The organism is Pyrobaculum calidifontis JCM 11548 (assembly GCF_000015805.1).
Taxonomy (GTDB): Archaea; Thermoproteota; Thermoprotei; order Thermoproteales; family Thermoproteaceae; genus Pyrobaculum; species Pyrobaculum calidifontis.
Map to the genome: position 1 here is coordinate 1,743,323 of NC_009073.1, position 19,373 is coordinate 1,762,695.

Consider the following 19,373-nt stretch of genomic DNA (forward strand, 5'->3'; position numbering starts at 1 on the left):
GAGACTGGGGAGCTTAAGTGAGCTCCTCTAGGTCTGCGGACCGTATTTAGATTGTGGGAATGGAATTTGCCTAGTCCTACCTCCTGCTGTAGAAGATGAGCTTGTACGGTCGAGATGCCTCTTTATCCTGCCCCGGCCAAGTAGAACACCGCGGCGAGTGGCTCGAAGTTTTCCACGTAGTAAAGTGTGTCTGCGATATATGTCTTTTGGCGCCTCTACTGGAGTAGCCACTTCCATAGGGGGGTTATCTCTATGTCGACTTGGCCGACGCGCCGCGTGTCCTCTGTGTCCCATGTGACCACGTGGGCTTTTTTTAGTCCTAGTTTTTCGGCGGCTTTGGCGGCCTTTCGTATGTGGCTCTCGTCGGGGTCGTAGGCGGCCTCTACTACGGCCCTCTCCTGGCCCACGTAGTAGAAGTCTACTTCTTCTCTGTTTTTGATGTAGTAGATCTTCCCGCCTTCTTCGATGGCTTTTCTCAGTAGGTGTAGGTATGTCACGTTTTCTATTTTCCGCCCCTTGTCTAGCCCGGCTTTTGTCAAATTTGTGAAGGCTGGGTCTACGAGGTATATCTTGCGGGGGGCTCCCCGCCGCCTGCCGTAGGGGGGCACGACGAATATTAGGTAGGCCCACTGCATGTATTTGACGTATTTTATCACGGTTTTGGGGTCTATTTCTACTCCCTCTGAGGCGAGGGCGCGGGCGAGGCTTCGCCAGGTGACTGGGTTGGCGTAGTTCTCTACGACTGTGTAGAAGAGAGCCTCGAATTCCTCAGGCTCTCTGACTCCCCTGGCCTCTACTACGTCTCTGTAGAAGACTGTGTCGAGGAGGGCTCTCACTTTGTCGAGTGAGCGGCTTTTCCACACCTCGGGGAAGCCGCCCCATTTGAGGTAGTCGTCGAGTAGGCTCTTGAGGGCCCCCCTCTCGCGGAAGGTGTGGGGCGCCGTGCCGTGGGCCAACTCGGCGAATGAGAGCGGCAGGAGTAGCTTGGAGATGTACCTGCCTCTGAGGCGGCTCGGCACTTGGTCTACGGAGAGGGCCGAGGTGGAGCCCGTGGCGTATATCTGGAAGTCCTTCACGTCGTGTAGCCACCTAAGGTTGTAGTCCCAGTTGGGCCACTCCTGCACCTCGTCTAAGAAGAGGGCCACTCTGCCCTTGGGGTAGAGAGAGCGCACCTCCTCTGCCAGCTTCTTGGCGCTCCACTTCCTCAGCTCTGGGTTGTCAAAGGTGGCGTAGACGGCCTGGCCCCCGGCCTTCAACGTCTCCGCGGCCTTTTTCAACAGTGTAAAGGTCTTTCCCACGCGCCGCGGCCCCACCACAGCCACTATGTCGCTCCCCGCCTCTGGGAGGGCGAACCTCCGCGGTATCTCGTCTACGTACTTCAGCGACTCGACGTACTCCAGAGTCATCTCCTTTAGCATGTTCCATTGTAATCCACAAAAATTTATCTCTTTGTGGACTACAGTGGAACACATACGCCTTATCGCCACCGCTGACCGACGCCTGCGAGATCCCAAGCGCATGCCCTTTGCACCAGTTGGTCCCCTTGTCGTTGGAATGCGCATAAAGCTATCTCATCCCTTGGCCACTTTGGCGCGTGTTGAGGACCAGAGCCGAGTCTTGTTGACGTGGGGGCGTGGCTAGGGTGGGGCTTGGCCTGTGGCTAGGTAGTGGGCTTTTTCGGCCATGTATACTGCGTGGTCTGAGGCTCTTTCTAGGAATCTCAGCGCTAGGGTTTCTACGACGGAGCAGGGGGTGGGGTTTTGGATGGCGGCGGCTAACGCTTGTCTGTATTCTCGGTCTACGACTTCGTCGTCTAGTTTCCGCACTTCTTGGAGGGGGGCCGGGTCTCTGCGCAGAATCATTCCAACGGCCTTCTGGGTCATTTCTTTTACCACTTGGGTTATCTTTTCCACTTTCTCTGTGGGGCATTTGACTCCGAGCGTCTCCGCTGTCTCCGCCACGTCGTAGGCGTATCTCGCTATTCTGTACAAGTCGTAGGTGGCTTCCATGGCTGTTCTGAGGAGGCGGAGGTCTGTGGCCACTGGGTTGAACCTCGCTATTGCCTCCATTGCCAACTCCACCACCTCGTCGTGTATTTGGTGTATTGTGGAGGCTAGTTCTCTCACGTCGCGCGCCTTGCCTTCTCCCCTGTATACGGCTATGGCGAGGTCTACCGCCTTTAGGGCCAGCTGCGCCGCGTCGTTTAACATGTTTAAGATTCTCTCCTCTGCCATGTCGAGTAGGCGCCTCATATCTTCCCCGTGACGTACTTCTCTGTGAGCTCGTGGCGGGGCCTTGTGAAGACTTCTCTCACTGGCCCTTCTTCGACGATTTTTCCGCCGTATAGGAAGGCTACCCAGTCTCCCACCCGCGCGGCCTGCGGCGGGTAGTGGGTGACGAGGACTATGGTCATCTCCTTTTTTAGCTCGAGCATGAGCTCCTCGATTTTGGCTGTGTTTACTGGGTCGAGGTTTGCGGTGGGCTCGTCCATTAGGAGGACCTCTGGCTTAAAGGCGAGGGCTCTCGCTATGCAGAGCCTCTGTTGTTGTCCGCCGGAGAGGGAGGCGGCGGGGGCGTCTAGCCTGTTTTTCACTTCTTCCCACAGCTGGGCCTTCTCCAGGGCCCACCTTACTCTCTCTTGGAGCTCTGCCTTGGATTTGACTAGGCGGTTGAGCTTGGGGCCTAGGGCCACGTTTTCCCATATGGAGAGGGTTGGGATCGGGTTTGGGATTTGGAAGACCATTTGGACTCGCCTCCTGAGCAGGGAGAGGGGCATTTTGAATATGTCTTGTCCGTCTAGGTACACCTCGCCCTCTATCTTGGGCTTGTACAACTCTACCAGCCTGTTTAACACTCTGAGTATTGTGGATTTGCCGGAGCCGGAGGGGCCCATGATTACGTATATCACGTTGTTGGGGATCTTCATGGTGACTCCGTCTAGCACTTTTACGTCGCCGAATTGTAGCTTTAGGTCTCTAATGTCGATCACGTTGCGCCCTACCCCAGTTCTTAAATGTTTTGCCCATATGTACCCGGGGCCTCCCCGCCGCGCCTCCCCGCGCCGTCTTGGGGGCTTCATATGTGTCTACGCCGAGCGCTGGGCTAGGCGGGCGGCGGCGAATATGGCGAGTATTATCCACAGCAACACCGCGGCGGCGCCCCAAGCCACCTCGTTTTGAACTGTGTAGGGGGTCTGGGCCATGTAGTAGATGAGTAGCGTCAACGAGCCGGTGGGCTGGCCTAGGTCTACGCCGAAGATTTCGCTGGTGTAGTAGTCGTTTCCAAAGGCTGTGAAGAGGAGGGGGGCCGTCTCGCCGGCTATCTTGGCGGTGCCTAGGAGGAACGCGGCGAGGATGGCGCGGGCGGCCACTTTTCTCATGACGACGAAGAGTGTCTTGTAGAGGGAGCCAGTCACCGCGTACGCCGCCTCTTTGACTGCCTGCGGTATAGAGGCGTATGCCGCCGCGGTGAAGAGCGCCACGTATGGTATCATGATTATGGCTAGGGCGAGGGCGCCTGCGTATCCGCTGAACGGCCTTATGCCTAGTAGGGAGAGGAGGGCGTAGACGAGTAGCCCGATTGTTATTGTGGGGAATTCCACGAGGACGTTTACGCCGATTCTCGCCACTTTTGCCGCCAGCTCGCGGCGGAATTCGCCGAGGTAGACTCCTACGGGGAAGCCTATGAGGAAGCCGAAGAGTGCCCCAATGGCGGTCATGTAGAGCGTGCCCAAGAGCGCGGGGCCGATGCCGCCGGCCTCGTCGGAGGGGGTCGGCGGGATGTTCCAAAGAAACGCCAGCCCGCCGTGTTTTACCGCCATGGCTGTGCCGACGTAGAGCACTTGTGCGAGGAATATGTATACCAGCGCCGCGCCTCCGAGGACGCCTGCAATGGCCACGGCTATGGACAAAGTGTTTCTCAAGACGCGGGGCCCCGCCGCGCCGAGCGCCACCACTGCAACCGTCGCTGCGTAGAGGACGTGGGAGAGGCGCAGGCCGCCCAGCGTGGGGTCTCCCAGGAGGGCGGCCGCCAGCGCCGATAGGAGCAGCCCCGCCAAGAGGGCCCCCGCGTAGAACAGGGCTTGTATCATCGCCTAAATAGGAAGTAGACTGCCGCGGCGTTTATTGCGAAGCCTATCACGGCGAGGAGCAACGCGGCGGCGAAGAGTGCCGGTTGCATATATGCGTAGGCCTGGGCGTTTGGGAACTGTAGCGCTATCAGCGCCGAGACGTTTATGCCCGGCTCAGTCAACGCCTTTATTACGTTTACGAAGTTTCCCCCCACCACCATGGCCACGGCAACGGTTTCGCCGAAGGCCCTCCCCAGGGCCAGGATGAGCCCGCTGAACACGTACTGCCTTATGTAGGCCAGCTTCAGCCTCACAATTTCCCACCTGCGGCTTGTGATTGAGTGTATTGCCTCTACTACCTCCTTGGGCACCGCTGCGTAGCCTTCCCTAATTACAGAGGCGGCGAATGGCGTAATCATGATGGCCAAGAGCAGGGCGGCGGTCAACACAGTGGTACCTCCCCTGGGCTCCACGGCGAAGGGCCCCACGCCGTTGTAGCTCAGCCAGCCGAAGTCTCTCCAGAGTATTTCCTGCGCCGTCTGCATAACTGGCGCCAGGACGAAGAGGCCCCAGAGGCCGAAGACCACCGTCGGCACGGCGGCGACTAGGTCCATGGTGGTTCCCAAGACTACGGCGGCTCTTGGGGGGAGGAACTCATATGCCACAGCCACGAAGGATATGGCTAAGAAGGCGGCGAGTGTGAGCGCAAGCGCTGAGATCGCCAGCGTCCCCACTAGGGCTGGGAGTAGGCCGTAGCTCTCCCTCACGGGGTCCCAGTCTGCCGTCGTTATAAGCGACATGCCGTACTTCTGCCACGCCGGCCAAGACTCTGCGACGAATAGGGAGATTAGGAGGGCCACGACTGCCAGGGGTATGAAAGAGAGGGACGCCAGGAGTCCTTTTAGCATGTAGAAAAAGAGTGGGTTATTTAACTAGTTCTAGGGCCTTGAGCCCTATCTCCGCCAGCTCCTTGGGCAGGGGTATGTAGCCCTCCACAATGTGCTCGGGCTTCTGCCCCTCTGTCAATACCCAGTAGAAGAAGCCGCGTAGAAGCTGGGCCTTGTCCTGGGGGTAGTCTGTCCAGAGGAAGACGTAGACGAAGGCCATGATGGGGTAGCCCTTGGGCGGGTCGCTGAATTCGATGGATATGGGGTTCCAATCCTCTCTGGGGTCTGGGTAGCGGCCTAGCTTTTGGGCAACGCGCTGAAGCCCCGAGGATGCGCCCAATTGCACAGACTCCACGCTGGGCAGATGCCACTGGCCGTCGTTTCTGTTGTAAAGCTCGGCGACGCCGCCCTTTTGGTCGTACGTCTTCTTATTGGCCCACCAGTAGGCGTACTCGATGTAGCCAATGGAGTAGGGCGTGTCTAACACGGCCTTGGCCACCCCCTCGTTTCCTTTGGCGCCTATGCCGAGGCCTAGGTCGTCTCTAGGCCACTTCACAGTGTAGCCCCAGCCCACTGTGGAGTTCCACTCCCGGCTTACTTTGCTTAGCCAGAGGGTGAAGGCTGCTGTTGTCCCAGAGCCGTCTGACCGGTGTACCCCAATTATGTCTCTGCACGGGAGCTTGTCCGCCAAGTCTGGGTTGAGCTGTTTTATCCTCTCGTCGCACCACTTCTCGATCTTGCCCATGTAGATGTCTGCTATTACGTCGCCGGTGAGGCGGAGGTATTTGCCGGTTTTTTCGAAGGCTATCTCTGGCACGTTGTACACTACGACTATCGAGCCTATTACCACGGGGAATTGGACGAATTTCCCGCTGATGTTGAGGTAGCGGTCCCTCGGCATGGGGACGTCAGATGCGCCGAAGTCCAACTTCCCGGCGATGAACTGAGCAGCCCCCGCGCCGGAGCCAATGGACTGGTAGTTCACTCTAACGCCGCCCTTGGTAGCTGCCAAGAAGTCCCGGCTCCACTTCTGCATCTGCGGATTGACAAAGGTAGACCCTCCGCCCAATATATCTCCCTTAAGCCCTGCCCACGGCACCCTCTCGGTGGTGGTCTGCGCCGACGTAGTCGTCACTTTCGTCGTCGTCTGAGTCTGCGTAGTTGTCTGTGGAGGTGGCGTAGTCTGTTGCCCTGTTGTTGTCTGTGTTTTTTGTGTGGCTTGTGGTGGCGCAGTTGGTTGCCCAGCTGGTGGAGGTCGTTGCCATAGTAGGGCTATCGCCGCGGCGATTACTACCACTGCGACGATTGTCGCCACTATTAGTTTTGTGTTCATTTGCATGCCGGCCTTTCCCTACGTCTTTTTTAGGTTTGTGCATATGAAATTTTGGGTGATGTGAGAAGAATCGCGTGGGCATTGGTTCCAATCTTCCCCTTTTTCATATGTTTCATTCTTAAATATTGGAGTTGGCGGGGTTTTGTGCGTAGGAGGGTGTCTGTTGTCCGTGGTTCATATGTGATTTATCTGCCTAAGGAGTGGGCTGTGGAGGTGGGGGTTGACGAGGCTAGGGAGGTCTTTGTTGTCCGGGATGGGAGGGTGTTGCTGGTGTTTCCCGTCTCTGAGTCCTCGGTGGAGCTTGTGGTGAGGGACCGCGCTGTGGCCGAGAAGGCCTTTCTGGCGGCGTATATAGCTGGGTTTGACCGAGTGGTGGTGAGGGGGTCTGGGGAAGTTTTGGAGCGGGTGGTGTCGTTGGCTAGGTTTTACGGCGCGGCGGTGGTGGAGCAGGGGGCCGGCTACGTGGTTTTAAAAATAGTGGACTCAGAGGTGGACTTGGCGGTGTTGGTGCGGCGCATGTTTAACGTCTTTATGAACTATATGCTGGATCACGTGGCGTATGCCGAGAAGCCCGACGTGAGGCTTCTAGAGGCCGTGGACGACGAGGTTGACAAACTGCGCCACGTGGTAGAGAGGAGGTGTACAAAGGCCCCTTCGCGTAGTTGTACTCAGTACGTGTTAATTGCCAGGTACATTGAGCGAGCCGCCGACCACCTCGTGGAGTATGCCAAGCTGTCTCCTAACAGGTCTGTGGCCAGGGAGTTGTACGAGGCGGCGTCTAGGGTGGCGGAGGCGCAGGGAGACGTGGAGAAGGTCCTCAGAGCGCTTGCGTCGGTTAAGTCCCTCTCCACGCGCCTCCAGTACTCTGGCGAAGACGTTAGTATACTGCACGTGGTCAGGATCTTGGACTACTTGGAGGACGTCTTGGAGGAGTTTATAGACCTGTCTCTGCTAGACGCCGAGAGGGTGGAGCTCTAGCCAGCTCCCTCTCCGTCTCTTCTACGTCTATGGCCACTGGGTACTCCCCAGTGAAGCAGGCGTAACACACGGCCCCGCCGAGGATTTGTCTAAACTTGTCCAGGGGGAGGTAGGCCAGCGTGTCTGCGCCGACGAGGTGCCTCACTGCCTCTACCGACCTGGCGTATGCCGCGAGCTCGCGGCGGGTTTGAAAGTCCATGCCGAAGAAGCAGGGCCACTTCACGGGGGGCGAGGCTATTCTGACATGCACCTCCCGCGCCCCGACCTCCCTCAGCATTTTCACAACAGCCCTTATGTTTGTGCCTCTTATCAGTGAGTCGTCTACAAGGGCCACGCCCCTCCCCTCCACGTGCCCCCTCAGCACTTTGAAGGCGGTGGCTGGGCTTCTTGCGTGAGGCGGCGATATGAATATGCGGCCTGCAAAGCGGCTTTTTACCACCGCCTCCACTAGCGGCTTCCCCAGGGCCGAGGCGTACGCCTCGGCTATTACGCGCGCTGTCTCGGGCACGTACGTCACCACGTCTATTGCGTCGGCAACTTCCTCCGCCTCCGCTAAGGCCCGCCCCAGCTCCCTCCGCACTGCGTACACCGACTTGCCCCCGAGCTCGCTGGCGAAGTGGGCGAAGTACACGTACTCAAGGGCGCACAGCCTCTGTGCCGGCTCCTCCGCCACTTTCCACGTGGCTATCCTCCTGCCGTAGAACACAGCAGTTCCCGGGGCCAGCTCCAGCCCGCCGTCCAGCGCCACAGTCTCAGACGCCGCGGCGAAGCTCCCGCCGTGTTGCTTCACCGCCAAAGGCCTAATCCCCCTCACGTCTCTCACCGTGAGAATCCCCTCGTGGGTCAAGGCAATGAGGGAGGCGGCGCCCACAAGCTTTGCATACACTGACGCCACGCCTTGCTCAAGCCCCAGCTCCCAGACCTCCCTCGCCAGGGCCTTGGCCAAGGCCTCGCCGTCGAATTTGGCCTTTGGGTCTAGCCGCCTGTAGTTCACGATGGTGCCGTTGAACACTAGGGCGAGTTCCATGTCTCTGTGCTTGGCTAAGACGGGCTGGAGGGCCTGCTGGTAGGGGCCGGTGGTGCTGTACCTCGTGTGAATTACGGCGGCTTCAGCGTCCTCGGGGGGGCGGCCCAGCTTGAGCTCTCCGTTTCGCAGATAGGCGTAGCCCACGCCCTCGTGCCCTCTGTGTAGTAGCCAGGGCTCCATGGCTAACACCAAGCGCGCCGCCTCTGGGCCCCAGGCGCCGCCTATGCCGCACATGTTAAAGCCTCAGCGCCATAAGCTCCCTCAGCTCTTCCACCTTCCTCTTGTACAAGAGAGTGCCCCCGCACCTCAGCCTCAGCTTCTCGCCCTCCGCCTCGCCTATTTTTACCCCCGGCCCCTCCTCCCCCGCTGTGATAAACCGCCCGTTGGACTCAGAGAAGAGGAGGAAGTCGAGGCGAGTGGTCTCGGCAGGCGCCTTGCATATGTCTACGTCGGCGCCTACGCCGCTGTTCACCGCCATTTTCGCTAAGGCGGCGGCGAGGCCTCCCAGCCCCACATCAGTGGCCTTCCTGGGCCTCCACGTCCCGACGAGGCGCAAGATCTCTTTCTCCACTGCGTAGTCCACCGCCGGCGGCTCCCCAGCCACTTCGCCGAATATCCTGTACAAATACTCGCTGCCGCCCACCTCTGCCTTTGTGACTCCCCAGAGGTATATCCCATCTCCTGCTTCCCACGTCGCCTTAGCCGCCTTGCCCACGTCGTCTATTTTCCCGAGCACCACCACGGCCACCACCGGCTTTATGGGCTTGTCCAAATACTCGTTGTAGAGGCTGACTTTGCCCCCCACGATGGGCACTCCAAGCGCCTCCGCCGCCTCTGCGAGGCCTTCCACAGCCTCTACAAACTGCCAATAGACCTCGGGCCTGGCGGGACTTCCCAAGTTTATGGAGTCTACCGCGGCTAGGGGGATGCCCCTCGCCACTACCACGTTGCGATACGCTTTTACAAAGGCGTTGGCGGCGCCCAGCCTGGGGCTGAGGTATGTGTAGCGGGGGTTGGCGTCGCCTTTGACCACAATCCCCACGTCGCCTAGCTCCAACAGCTTTAACACTGCGGCGTCTCCCTCGCCCGGCTTGACGACGGTCCTCACCCCCACGTCGAAGTCGAAGCGCTCATATATCGCCGCCTTCTTGGCCACGTTAGGCGACGAGAGGACGGCGTCTATGGCCTTGTCTAACGGGGGCTGGGGAAGGTCGGGGAGAGGCTTGGCCTTGTAGGGCCTCGTGGGCCACTCCAGCACGGGGGCGTTGGCGGCCAGCTCCACTGGCACATCTCCCACGACCTCTCCCCTCCACTTGAAGACGAGTCTGCCCCCCTCGGTGAAGCGGCCGACCACTGAGTATGGCACGTCGTATTTCTCAAACAGCGCCTTGAGGCAGGGTAGCTGGCCCTCAGACGTCACAAGTACCAGCCGCTCTTGTGTCTCGCTTATTAAAACCTCGGCGGGGCCCATCTCCGCATCTGACATATGTATTTTGTCGAGGTCTATCTCAAGCCCTAGGCCGAACCAATGGGCCAGCTCAGCCGCAGCCGTTGCAAGCCCGCCGCCGCCTAGGTCCTTTATGTATTTTACGCACTGCCGAGCCTCTTGCACGAGGTCTATGAGCCTCTTCCCCATGAGGGGGTCTGCCACTTGCACTGCGCCCAAGTCCTCTTCTTCCGTCAGCGTCTTGCTGGCGAAGGCCGAGCCTCCGAGGCCGCTCTTATCGGCGCCGGAGCCCACTACGATGAAGAGGTCCCCTGCCTCTACGCCGCCTCTGGGCACATCCTCTGCACTCACGACCCCCACGCAAGTGGCTAAGACAATGGGGGTGTAAGTGAAGTCTTCGTCAAACCACGTCTCGCCGCCTACCACGGGCACGCCCACTCTGTTCCCATAGTCGGAGATCCCTCTGACGACTCCCTGGGCGATCCACTTGGCGTGTGCGTCCTGCGGGGGGCCGAAATGGAGGTTTACCAAGAGGGCTATGGGCTTGGCCCCCACTGTCAATATGTCGCGTATAATGCCGCCGACCCCCGTCGCGGCGCCGTTGTAGGGATCTACGGCGCTTGGGTGGTTGTGGGACTCTATCTTAAACGTGACATATAGGCCGGGGGCCACTTCCACAAGCGGCGCGTCTGTGCCAGGGCCCTTTACCACCCACGGCGCCTTAGAGGGGAGGCGCGACAGCCTCCCCCTCGTCGACTTATACGCGCAGTGCTCTGACCAATGCGCGGTGAATAGGGCGAGCTCCACCGGCGTGGGCCCTCTCCCAAGCCCCCTCCTAATGGCCTCAAGCTCAGCCGCGGTGAGGGCCATGTCTACGAGCTTTTATCCATTTTTAAACCTTCACTTATATTGCCAAGAGGCGCCACATATGAACTCCGCGCCACTATTAAACAAGTAGTTAAAACTTTTAAAGTGGGCTGTCTCTCTCTGTGTGAGATACGTCGTCTACCTAAACGTGACGTATAAGCCCACGATAAGGGAGCCCGAGGGGGAGACAATTTCAAGGGAGCTCCTCGCCAGGCTTGGATACAGCGTAGAGGTTAGGGCTGGGAAGTGCCTGGCCCTCTACTTGGAGGCCTCTTCTCCCGAGGAGGCGGCGGCTAAGGCGCTTGAGGTGGCCAAGGCGGCTAGGCTGGGGAACCCCAACGTCCACGTGGTCGAGGTGCTCAAGGTGGCGCCGGCATGATCGTCGTAGGGGTGTTGAAGTTTCCGGGGACAAACGGCGACTTCGACGTTTTAAGGGCCTTGGAGCTGGCGGGGCTTAGGGGGGAGGTGGTGTGGTATAAAGACTACAGGTCGGGGGTATACGACGCGGTGGTGCTGGCTGGGGGGTTCAGCTACGGGGATAGGCTGAGGGCTGGGGCCATAGCCGCGGCTACTGAGGCAGTGGAGAGACTGAGGGTCGACGTGGAGAGGGGGGTACCCGTCTTGGGCATATGCAACGGCTTTCAGATATTGACTGAGGCGGGCCTCCTCCCGGGGGCTCTCGTGCCCAACGACCCGCCGGGCTTTGTAAGCAGGTGGATTAGGGTGAGGGTTGTGGACAACGAGACGCCCTTCACCCTCCTCTACCAGAGGGGGGAGGTGGTGTACATGCCCATGGCCCATGCGGAGGGCCGCTATATACCCACGGGGCCCTACCGGGCCGCCTTTAAGTATGTGGACAACCCCAACGGCTCTGTAGACGACGTGGCAGGAGTCGCCGTGGGGAATGTGCTGGGCCTAATGCCTCACCCAGAGCGCGCCGTGGGCCCCCACGTGTCGAGGGGAGGCGTCGGGGGGCTAAAGCTCTGGCTAAGCCTCAAGCAGTGGCTAAAGACCTAGCGCCGTCCCCGGCGTTGCGCCAAGGGCACGGCCGAGAGGGCTACAAAGACGGCGTCTAAGACCACTAGGAGGGCTAGGCCGTGTACAACCACTGCGGCTCCAAGCGACGACCCAACGACGGCCGCCGCCCTATGGAAGACCCTGTTTAACGCGAATGCCGCAACAGGCCTTGTCGCCAAAAACCTCTTCTGCAGGTTGAGCAAGTACACAGAGGTCAACAAGTCGATGAAATACGCCGCGGCGAAGAACACGGCGGGGTGCATCGTTAAATACAGCAACACGAGGAGCGACACCGCCGGGGGAACGTAGACGGCTGGCAGACGGCCTAATAGGCGGCCGGCTATATACAAGTTGACCAGGCTGATTAAGTCCACATAGGCGAAGAATATGCCCACGAGCGGCATTGGCATTGTCTGAGATAGATACAGCGGCATGAAGGGGTAAAGAGTGAAGTATCCCGCCATGAAGAGTAGAAATGAGACGTTGAGCCTCGTCAACGTTGACCAGCGCAGGGCCGCCTCCATCTGCCGACTGTACGGCTGGGCCTTTGCCAAAGCCGCACATAAGAGGGCAATCGGCGTCAAGAGGGGCAAGACGGAGGCCCCGCCGAAGCCCGCCAAAAGCGATCCCGAGACAAGCCCTATGTTCACCGCGTAGGCCCTGGCCACCACATCTCCCGGTCCCAGATAGGAGGAGTAGACAAGCGAAAGCCCCCGCGAGATGCCCCACGCCACGGCAAAGGCGTAGGCGTTTAAAAACGCGAGGGGTCCAGTCGCCGCTAGGGAAAGTGTAGCAAATAAGGCGAAAAGGCTTGGCCTCTTCTCCATAAGCGGAGCCGCGGCCAGCGACGCAAGCGATATAGCATTAGCAATGGCGTGGACAAGGCCCACTTGAGGCAGGTGTAGAAGGAAAGGCAGAGACACCAAAGACGCCCTATCTACAAACGATTGGAGAAAAATCCCAAAAAGAGCTACTGTCTTAAGGGGGCGTCGTTGCACTTTTCTTTGACTGTTTATATAGTGTTAACTCGCTCGGCATTGTTACAGTGACGTCTTTATGTTATTGGCCACCTGTCGGAGGTAGTTTGGCAGCTCCTCTTGTGGGATAGGTATGGCGCCTTCTACGGATAAGTGGGCGTTGTACTTGTGTCTCACCAAGATCTTTACGTCAGCGGCCTTCCATGCCGGGATGTCGTTTTCGCTGTCGCCCATGTACACGACGTGTGAAACTCCCAGAAGGGCCCTCAAGAGGCGCACTGCGTCTCCCTTGTCTCTCTTCGTGGCGTATATGTCCACGAAGGGATGGCCGCCGTATTTCAACACTGTGAGCCCCCTCCTCTCCGCCTCGGCGACCACCGCGTCTAGGCCCGCCGGCTGTCTGCCGGCGCCTCTCCAGTCGATGGTGAGACCGGCCGGCGAGCCGAAGGTAGTCCTCTTAACTTCTACGTACGCGTCGAGCCTTTCTGCGGCCTTGGCCACGTGGACTAGGGCCTCGGGGTTTAAGTCTTCTGCCACCGCCACGTAACCCCCTGCCTTCACCTCTGCGCCGTTTATGCATGCATACGCTGCGGCGTAAGGCACTCTCGCCGTAGCCAGTGAGCACTCCTTAGTGGTGACGACGGCCACTGGGATTAGCTTGGCCAGTTCTCGCAACGCCTCGTCTACTTCCCTGGGCAACTCCCCCCTCCCCCTCTCCGGGGGCGTCAGCGTCCCATCTAGGTCTGTGAACAGAGCAATTGACACCACTGGGGATGCAAGTGGAAGGTTATATACTTGACGCAATGGCCCGCCAAAAGTCCAGCTCGTAGCGCTGAATGGCCTTGGCCACGTAGATGTACTTCTCCATGTCTTCGTACCGCCTCGCCACCTCCTCGGCTAGGCGTTCGAGTTCATGGTAGGGCCCTTTGAATATCTCTAGGAATTCCACGTGTTTTACGCCGTTGGCCCTGGCCCACTCTGCCAGCTTTAGGCAGTTCGCCCCCCACACGGGGAGATTTACCACTAGGGCCACCGCCAAGTCGCCCAATGTGCCGTGGAGGGCTAGCCAGGAGAGGAAGTGGGTGTAGGCTACGGCGGCTGGATCTATGTCGCGCCACCGAAACTCTACGCGGAGCTCCTCGGCCAGCTTTAGCAAGGCGTTGTACGCGGCGTAGTCTCCGTCTACCAACATTTTTACAAACGTATACTCGTCGGGGGCGCGGGCCTTGGCCATGGCCACGGAAAGCGCCTTTAGGTCGTGGGGGACTATGTAGAGCTGGTTTTGGACAAACCGCCTCAGCATCTCCCAGCTGGGCCTCTCCACTGCCTTGGCAATCTCTCTATTCAAATGTTCGACCTCTTTTCTCACTGCCTCAATTATGCTTGTCATAAGTAGCAAATGTTATGTGGATAAAAGGTTTTTCTGTTACATTTCGTGGGCCTGTTGGCTGGGGTTGGAAAAGATAGACAGAGGCGGCATGAGTTACACACCTCTTGCAAAGACTTCTCTCACAGTTACCACATCTGCGTACTTCGCGATCGCAAGTGGCGCAAAGAACCTCGTAGACCTCGACAGATTAAACAAAGCTACTTAAGGGGCTTGCTGGCCTCTGTGCAGAGGTCTCGCTTCTGCGTGATAGCGGTCGGCGTAGGACGAGTCTTGGAAAATCGCGGCCGTAGATTAAGCGCAACGCCTCTCTTGCCTTCGCCGCCGCCTCCTCTACGGTGTCTGCTACAATATTCACGTAGCCCATCTTCCTCCTAGGCTTGACGTCCCTCTTCCGGTACCAGTAGACCTTGCCCAACTCCTCCAGCTGGCGTAGCGGCAACTCCTCGAGCCCCCTCCCCAGTATGTTAACCATGGCCGTGGGCTTCACCGCGGTGGGCCCCCTCACGGGGAGACCTGCCACGGCTCTAACGTGGTTTTCAAACTGTGAAGCGTCTGTCTCTAACGTCCAGTGGCCTGTATTGTGGACTCTTGGCGCGATCTCGTTGACTAGAATTTCGCCGTTTCGCGTCTCAAAGAACTCCACTGCCAATACCCCCACGTACTTCTGCCACTCTAAGAGGCGGTAGACGTACTCGTAGGCCTCCTCTGGCGCCTTGGCTGGGGCAAAGTTCCACACCAATATGCCGTCGACATAGTAGTTCTGGGCCGGTGGGTAGAAGTAGACGTCCCCCCTTTCGTCTCTCACAGCAATTATTGAGAACTCTCTGGCTATATCCACGTACTCCTCCACGAGGAGCTCCCCCTCCAACTCTGCAATTGCGTCGGCCTCTCTGGGGTAGTAAAATTGCCCCTTCCCGTCGTATCCGCCCGTTGGTACTTTTATAACGGCCCTGCCCATGGACTTGGCAATTTCCAAGGCTTCGCGGCCGTCGCGCGCTATCCTCCAGGACGCAGTGGGTATTCCCAGCGACTGGAAGAGCTTCCTCTCCGCTATGCGGCCCTTCTTCACGGCGAGATAGGCCAGCGGCGGCTTGAGCTTCCCCTTCAACTCGGCGTACTCCGCCACTTTCAAGTCCACGTTTTCAAACTCAAAAGTTACGACGTCTGCCCTATCTACTTCCTCAAAGGGGTCGGCCGCCGGCCTCCCGCACGTGGCCGCTGGCGCAGAGGGGTCGTCGTGGAACACAAACTCCAGGGGGAGTCTCTGCGCCTCCCAACACATCATCAACGCCAGCTGGCCACCGCCCAGCGTAAACAGACGCATGTGTGCGTTGAAGTAAACGTTTAAAAGATTGTCGATGGCGGCATCCACGTTATCGTGAGAATTTTAAACAATTTATAAATGGACAAAATACTACGCCTATGCGGGTGGCGGTAATCATGGGGTCAATAAACGACTTAGAGGTAATGAAGGAGGCGTTTGAAGTGTTGGAACAACTGGGCATACCCTACGAGGCGAGGGTCGTAAGCGCCCACAGAACCCCAGACTACATGCTCCAATTTGCAAAAGAGGCGGAGAAGGAGTTCGACGTAATTATAGCTGGAGCAGGCGGCGCGGCGCATCTGCCCGGCATGACCGCCTCGCTGACCCCACTCCCAGTTATCGGCGTCCCAATTCCCACCAAGCACTTGGGGGGCCTCGACTCTCTGTTGTCCATAGTGCAGATGCCGAGGGGCACGCCAGTTGCCACTGTGGCGATTGGCAACGCGGCCAACGCGGCCTACCTCGCCGCAAGGATACTGGGCGTAAAATACCCAGAGGTTCGGGAGAGGGTTAGAGAGCACATGGCCAAGATGCGGGAGGACGTTCTCCGCTCGTCATTTATCAAGAGGTGGCCTTAGGCACAGCGTACAAAGCCTCTTCCCTACAGCTTTTTCCACCTCCTCAGCCTCTAGGTGGACTATGCTGTCCACCTCTAGCGCCTCTGCCACTTCGCGGGGGGTCAAGTGGTTGTAGATCATGTGGCTCTCCGGCGGCGTCTTAACGCCGTATGGGCAACTCCTCCTAAGCGGGGGAGAGGCCACGGCGACGTGGATCTCCCTAGCCCCCGCCTTGCCTCTCAACATCTGTGTCATCTGTCTGATTGTGATGCCGCTTATGACGCTGTCGTCCACAAGCATAACCCTCTTCCCCTTCACCACCGCCTTGACTACATTGGCCTTCAGCTGAATCACGGCTAGCCTTTCCTTTACCTCGTCTAAAAGGGCACTCCTTCCCCTAGCCGTTGCCACAAAGGCAAGCGGGCTCCATACGCCGAGCCGCCTGGCAAGCGCCGAGGCGTAGAACATCCCCGTCTCAGGCACACCTATGGCCACGTCTACCTCGGCCCTGGTCTTCTCAGCCAAGGCCTCGGCTAGTTTGGCCCTCGTCTCTGCCACCTCTACGCCATCTATGACGTTGTCTAGCCTCGACGCGTAGAGGACCTCCAAGGCGCAGAGCTCCCCCGCCTCGCCTCCGCTCGCCGACTCTACGCCAAAGCTGTGGATTTTGAGTAATTCGCCCCCGAGGAGGCTCCTCCTGACTTCGCCCCCCAGCACCTCCACCACGGCGGCCTCCGTGGCGACTATGGCAAAGTCGAAGCCGTGAACCCCCACGGCTAAGTGCCAGAGCCTGGGCGGCCTATACGCGTACACCGCCCCGTCTTTGGTCAATGCCACATATGCCGTGGCGCTAGGCCTCTCGCCAGGCACAGGCTCCTCTCTGCCGAATTTGCAGATTACGCCCCCGTCGACCTCTTTACAGCAGTCCTCCACGTAGACGCAACCCACCGCCGCGGCGCCGGGGGCTGACCCCTCACCCTCCCTTGACAGGTCCACTTCGAGCCGCCGAATTTCGCCGTTGTTGTACACATACGCAACAGCCACGTCGCCGCGGTTTGACATCGCCTTGAGGCCGTAGTAGAGGAAGGGGTACAGGTCTATCCCCCCGCCGAAGTGGTATATGGCGAAGAGCCCGGCGGACATGTTAAAACTCGTACACCTCCACCCCCCCTCCAGGCCTCCAGACTATCCTCCGCTTGTCGAGGCCCCGGCCCCTCCTCCACTTGTACACCGCTCTCACAAGCTCGGCCTTCTCTGCCATGGCCTTTAGATACCAGGGAGACGCAATGTCGGACCTGTGGAAGAGCCCCTCGCCCCTCACAGCTGCGGCACATCGCTCAACGCGGCGGTACGCCTCCTCTGGCGTATCTCCATGTGCCAACACCTCAACGGCGCGGGAGCCCAAGGTCACGTATCCCCCCTCCGGCGATTCCACGGCCGAGCCGAAGAAGACGAGGCATCCCTCCCTCTTGACTAAGTCCCAGTCTATCCAAAACCTCAGGCCCTTGGCCAACTCGCGGCTCTGAGGATAGCCCAGGGGGGCAAAGGCCTTTACCACCGTGTACCCTCCTTTAAACCTCCTCTCGGCCCCGGCGAGCCTTCCCTCGGCTGCTCTTTTAAACAGGTCGTAGGCGTCGCCGTCGTAGAGGAACAAGGCGTTTACCGCCTCGGGGTCGCCCAGCCTGGCGTAGTACTCAATCACCACGGGCCCCCGCGCCGTGAGCATCATTTGCCCGCTTAAGGCGCCCACGTACTTTACGCCGAACTCCCTCCCAACGGCCTCCACAGTAGCTCTCACGGCCTCTACTGCCTCCTCCACCTCCGCATCCTCTATGAAGGGCAATGGGGAAAGGGAGCCCATGCCTCCGCACTCTGGGCCAAGCCCCAGCTCGTAGGCGTGGGGGTTGTCTTGCACGGGGGGCAGGGGGAAGACGAAGTCCCCATCGGTGAGAGTCTGCACGGTGTACTCAACTCCCCACACCGCCTCCTCCACCAGCACGGCCTCCTCCACGTCGCCGTAGTGGCGTAGCTGTTCCTTGACCTCAGCCGCGCCTCTTGTCACCACTTCGTCGAAAGCCCCGTCGAGGTACTTGGCGTCGCCGTACACCACTCTGACCCCCTTGCCCCCCGCCTGCCTAATGGGCTTAATGGCCACAGAGCCCAACGCCTTGGCAAAAGAGTAGGCATCTTCAACTTCCTTAAACACTCCGTATATTAAGCGGCCGGGTATTCGGTACTTCCACTGAAGAGACCTAGCCACGTCCTTCCGCATCTCCACCACAGCCGCCTTAGCCGAAGCGCCGAAGGTCAAAAACCCTGCCTCCCTAAGCGCGTCGGCAACTCCCGCAAATAGGGGCTCCTCAGGCCCAATTATCACTAAGTCGGGCGAGACCTCCTCGGCAACTTTAACCACCTCGCCGGGGGACGTGGTCTTCACTACCCTGTGCCAGCCCCCAGTCTCCTTAGCCAATTGCACAAGGCCCGGGTTGGGGTGCCCCACCGCCGCGTATATCCTCGCCCCGCTCTTTGCAACAGCCCACGCAATCGCGTGCTCTCTAGCCCCATCCCCCACCACTAAGACCTTCTCCATGGCCTCCTTAAAACATCCATTTAAAAATATGGCGGAGAGACATAAGACGCCGTCGGGTTACTTTAATTAAACATTTAAAGACAGAAGAGATGGGTTTCATGGAGTTAGTCTATGAGGGAAAGGCCAAGGCTGTCTATAAGACTAGAGAGGGGTTGCTCATGGTCTTCAAAGACGAGGTAACAGCTGGGGATGGCGCTAGGCGTGACAAGGCCCCTGGCAAGGGCGCCCTCGCGGCAGAGACCTCCACCCTCCTATTTCAATATCTCCAGGGCCGCGGGGTGACCACCCACTACCTAATGTTTGTCCCTCCCAACGCCATTTTAGTTAAGCCGGCCCAAGTGCCGCCGCTGGAGGTCATAGTGCGGTTTAAGGCCTACGGGAGCTACCTCAAGCGCATGCCTAAGGCGAAGCCCCTGACCCCCTTTGCAAAGCCCATAGTGGAGTTCCACTACAAAGACGACTCGCTCCACGACCCCCTAATCCTCGAAGACGACGTAGTGGAGGCCGGCTTGCTCACGGCGGGAGAGCTCGCCGCGGTAAAAGACATGGCGCTCAGAGCCGCGTCGGCCTTGAGAGAGCTATACGCAAGCGTAGACTGCGACTTTGTAGACGTGAAGTTTGAGTTTGGGCGCGTCGGCGGAGAGCTCGTCCTCGTGGACGAGGTGTCCGGCGATACATTCCGCTTGCTCTGCGGCGGCGAGCACTTCGACAAAGAGTACTACCGTAAGACGGGGGATGCGGTGGGCCTTGTGGAGCGGTACGCCAAGTTGCTTGAACTTACAAAACTAGCCCTAAGCCGTCAAAAGGTCTGAGAGTAGAGCCATGTCTAAGCTGAACATTAAGGCTGAGCAAGCGTTTGGGTGGAGAAACGGGCTACTCATGGGCCAAAGTTATACGCATCTGCTACGCC

Annotated in this window: 19 protein-coding genes; 5 read left to right on the plus strand and 14 right to left on the minus strand. The window is 59.0% G+C overall.

Annotated features, from left to right (window positions below):
- Positions 1-215 precede the first annotated feature (215 nt).
- From PCAL_RS09935 to pstS, 6 genes are all read right to left on the minus strand, one after another.
- Entirely contained in the window at positions 216-1,418 is a 1,203-nt protein-coding gene (locus PCAL_RS09935; protein WP_011850551.1) for an ATP-binding protein, read from the minus strand.
- A gap of 219 nt (positions 1,419-1,637) precedes the next feature.
- Positions 1,638-2,252, minus strand: a complete 615-nt coding sequence (locus PCAL_RS09940; protein ID WP_011850552.1) for a phosphate signaling complex PhoU family protein — start codon at positions 2,250-2,252, stop codon at positions 1,638-1,640.
- Positions 2,249-3,079 carry an ATP-binding cassette domain-containing protein gene (locus PCAL_RS09945; protein WP_011850553.1) on the minus strand — a complete coding sequence of 277 codons (831 nt, stop codon included), beginning with the start codon at positions 3,077-3,079 and terminating at the stop codon, positions 2,249-2,251. Before PCAL_RS09945 ends, PCAL_RS09940 begins: the two co-directional genes overlap by 4 nt.
- Positions 3,080-3,085: 6 nt before the next feature.
- Positions 3,086-4,090, minus strand: a complete 1,005-nt coding sequence (locus PCAL_RS09950; protein WP_011850554.1) for a PstA family ABC transporter permease — start codon at positions 4,088-4,090, stop codon at positions 3,086-3,088.
- On the minus strand, positions 4,087-4,977 hold the full coding sequence (pstC, locus tag PCAL_RS09955; protein ID WP_011850555.1) for a phosphate ABC transporter permease subunit PstC: 891 nt from the start codon (positions 4,975-4,977) through the stop codon (positions 4,087-4,089). Before pstC ends, PCAL_RS09950 begins: the two co-directional genes overlap by 4 nt.
- Before the next feature lie 16 nt (positions 4,978-4,993).
- On the minus strand, positions 4,994-6,295 hold the full coding sequence (pstS, locus tag PCAL_RS09960) for a phosphate ABC transporter substrate-binding protein PstS (protein WP_226951954.1): 1,302 nt from the start codon (positions 6,293-6,295) through the stop codon (positions 4,994-4,996).
- A 138-nt stretch (positions 6,296-6,433) separates the two neighbouring features.
- On the opposite strand from pstS, the gene PCAL_RS09965 reads away from it, so the two are divergent.
- On the plus strand, positions 6,434-7,267 hold the full coding sequence (locus PCAL_RS09965) for a PhoU domain-containing protein (RefSeq protein ID WP_011850557.1): 834 nt from the start codon (positions 6,434-6,436) through the stop codon (positions 7,265-7,267).
- On the opposite strand, the gene PCAL_RS09970 is transcribed toward PCAL_RS09965, so the two are convergent.
- Both PCAL_RS09970 and purL read right to left on the minus strand, forming a co-directional pair.
- The gene (locus PCAL_RS09970) at positions 7,224-8,528 is read right to left on the minus strand and encodes an amidophosphoribosyltransferase (RefSeq protein WP_011850558.1); all 1,305 of its coding nucleotides are present in this window, start codon (positions 8,526-8,528) and stop codon (positions 7,224-7,226) included. The two genes, PCAL_RS09965 and PCAL_RS09970, sit on opposite strands and share 44 nt — an antisense overlap.
- 1 nt (position 8,529) lies before the next feature.
- Positions 8,530-10,611: a phosphoribosylformylglycinamidine synthase subunit PurL gene (gene purL, locus PCAL_RS09975; RefSeq protein ID WP_011850559.1), complete on the minus strand. Its 2,082-nt coding sequence runs from the start codon at positions 10,609-10,611 to the stop codon at positions 8,530-8,532.
- 121 nt (positions 10,612-10,732) lie between these two features.
- Here purL and PCAL_RS09980 point away from each other — a divergent pair, with 121 nt between their 5' ends.
- Both PCAL_RS09980 and purQ read left to right on the plus strand, forming a co-directional pair.
- The gene (locus PCAL_RS09980) at positions 10,733-10,987 is read left to right on the plus strand and encodes a phosphoribosylformylglycinamidine synthase subunit PurS (protein WP_011850560.1); all 255 of its coding nucleotides are present in this window, start codon (positions 10,733-10,735) and stop codon (positions 10,985-10,987) included.
- Complete coding sequence (purQ, locus tag PCAL_RS09985) at positions 10,984-11,625, plus strand: phosphoribosylformylglycinamidine synthase I (RefSeq protein WP_011850561.1); 642 nt, start codon at positions 10,984-10,986, stop codon at positions 11,623-11,625. The genes PCAL_RS09980 and purQ overlap by 4 nt, the downstream gene beginning before the upstream one ends.
- Here purQ and PCAL_RS09990 read toward each other — a convergent pair.
- The 4 genes from PCAL_RS09990 to PCAL_RS10005 all read right to left on the minus strand — a co-directional run bounded on the left by PCAL_RS09990 (position 11,622) and on the right by PCAL_RS10005 (position 15,316).
- The gene (locus PCAL_RS09990) at positions 11,622-12,548 is read right to left on the minus strand and encodes a hypothetical protein (RefSeq protein WP_011850562.1); all 927 of its coding nucleotides are present in this window, start codon (positions 12,546-12,548) and stop codon (positions 11,622-11,624) included. The two genes, purQ and PCAL_RS09990, sit on opposite strands and share 4 nt — an antisense overlap.
- A 117-nt stretch (positions 12,549-12,665) precedes the next feature.
- Positions 12,666-13,367 (minus strand): HAD-IIB family hydrolase, encoded by a 702-nt coding sequence (locus PCAL_RS09995; RefSeq protein WP_193322684.1) that lies wholly within the window; start codon positions 13,365-13,367, stop codon positions 12,666-12,668.
- A 22-nt stretch (positions 13,368-13,389) separates the two neighbouring features.
- The gene (locus tag PCAL_RS10000) at positions 13,390-13,992 is read right to left on the minus strand and encodes a thiaminase II/PqqC family protein (protein ID WP_011850564.1); all 603 of its coding nucleotides are present in this window, start codon (positions 13,990-13,992) and stop codon (positions 13,390-13,392) included.
- Between the two features lie 187 nt (positions 13,993-14,179).
- Positions 14,180-15,316, minus strand: coding sequence for a 5-(carboxyamino)imidazole ribonucleotide synthase (locus tag PCAL_RS10005; RefSeq protein WP_193322685.1), 1,137 nt, complete (start codon positions 15,314-15,316; stop codon positions 14,180-14,182).
- Positions 15,317-15,414: 98 nt separating this feature from the next.
- Here PCAL_RS10005 and purE point away from each other — a divergent pair, with 98 nt between their 5' ends.
- On the plus strand, positions 15,415-15,894 hold the full coding sequence (gene purE / locus PCAL_RS10010) for a 5-(carboxyamino)imidazole ribonucleotide mutase (RefSeq protein ID WP_011850566.1): 480 nt from the start codon (positions 15,415-15,417) through the stop codon (positions 15,892-15,894).
- On the opposite strand, the gene PCAL_RS10015 is transcribed toward purE, so the two are convergent.
- Both PCAL_RS10015 and purD read right to left on the minus strand, forming a co-directional pair.
- Positions 15,871-17,016 (minus strand): phosphoribosyltransferase family protein, encoded by a 1,146-nt coding sequence (locus PCAL_RS10015; protein WP_011850567.1) that lies wholly within the window; start codon positions 17,014-17,016, stop codon positions 15,871-15,873. The two genes, purE and PCAL_RS10015, sit on opposite strands and share 24 nt — an antisense overlap.
- 1 nt (position 17,017) lies before the next feature.
- Positions 17,018-18,463 (minus strand): phosphoribosylamine--glycine ligase, encoded by a 1,446-nt coding sequence (gene purD / locus PCAL_RS10020; RefSeq protein ID WP_011850568.1) that lies wholly within the window; start codon positions 18,461-18,463, stop codon positions 17,018-17,020.
- A 98-nt stretch (positions 18,464-18,561) separates the two neighbouring features.
- On the opposite strand from purD, the gene PCAL_RS10025 reads away from it, so the two are divergent.
- Positions 18,562-19,275 carry a phosphoribosylaminoimidazolesuccinocarboxamide synthase gene (locus tag PCAL_RS10025; RefSeq protein WP_193322686.1) on the plus strand — a complete coding sequence of 238 codons (714 nt, stop codon included), beginning with the start codon at positions 18,562-18,564 and terminating at the stop codon, positions 19,273-19,275.
- Positions 19,276-19,373 lie beyond the last annotated feature (98 nt).

What these genes read in the sequence shown, in the direction of transcription:
- PCAL_RS09935 (WP_011850551.1), bottom strand. Translation starts at nt 1,418, where the DNA reads ATGCTAAAGGAGATGACTCTGGAGTACGTCGAGTCGCTGAAGTACGTA.
- PCAL_RS09940 (WP_011850552.1), bottom strand. Translation starts at nt 2,252, where the DNA reads ATGAGGCGCCTACTCGACATGGCAGAGGAGAGAATCTTAAACATGTTA.
- PCAL_RS09945 (WP_011850553.1), bottom strand. Translation starts at nt 3,079, where the DNA reads ATGAAGCCCCCAAGACGGCGCGGGGAGGCGCGGCGGGGAGGCCCCGGG.
- PCAL_RS09950 (WP_011850554.1), bottom strand. Translation starts at nt 4,090, where the DNA reads ATGATACAAGCCCTGTTCTACGCGGGGGCCCTCTTGGCGGGGCTGCTC.
- pstC (WP_011850555.1), bottom strand. Translation starts at nt 4,977, where the DNA reads ATGCTAAAAGGACTCCTGGCGTCCCTCTCTTTCATACCCCTGGCAGTC.
- pstS (WP_226951954.1), bottom strand. Translation starts at nt 6,295, where the DNA reads ATGCAAATGAACACAAAACTAATAGTGGCGACAATCGTCGCAGTGGTA.
- PCAL_RS09970 (WP_011850558.1), bottom strand. Translation starts at nt 8,528, where the DNA reads ATGTGCGGCATAGGCGGCGCCTGGGGCCCAGAGGCGGCGCGCTTGGTG.
- purL (WP_011850559.1), bottom strand. Translation starts at nt 10,611, where the DNA reads ATGGCCCTCACCGCGGCTGAGCTTGAGGCCATTAGGAGGGGGCTTGGG.
- purQ (WP_011850561.1), top strand. Translation starts at nt 10,984, where the DNA reads ATGATCGTCGTAGGGGTGTTGAAGTTTCCGGGGACAAACGGCGACTTC.
- PCAL_RS10000 (WP_011850564.1), bottom strand. Translation starts at nt 13,992, where the DNA reads ATGACAAGCATAATTGAGGCAGTGAGAAAAGAGGTCGAACATTTGAAT.
- PCAL_RS10005 (WP_193322685.1), bottom strand. Translation starts at nt 15,316, where the DNA reads ATGCGTCTGTTTACGCTGGGCGGTGGCCAGCTGGCGTTGATGATGTGT.
- purE (WP_011850566.1), top strand. Translation starts at nt 15,415, where the DNA reads ATGCGGGTGGCGGTAATCATGGGGTCAATAAACGACTTAGAGGTAATG.
- PCAL_RS10015 (WP_011850567.1), bottom strand. Translation starts at nt 17,016, where the DNA reads ATGTCCGCCGGGCTCTTCGCCATATACCACTTCGGCGGGGGGATAGAC.
- purD (WP_011850568.1), bottom strand. Translation starts at nt 18,463, where the DNA reads ATGGAGAAGGTCTTAGTGGTGGGGGATGGGGCTAGAGAGCACGCGATT.
- PCAL_RS10025 (WP_193322686.1), top strand. Translation starts at nt 18,562, where the DNA reads ATGGAGTTAGTCTATGAGGGAAAGGCCAAGGCTGTCTATAAGACTAGA.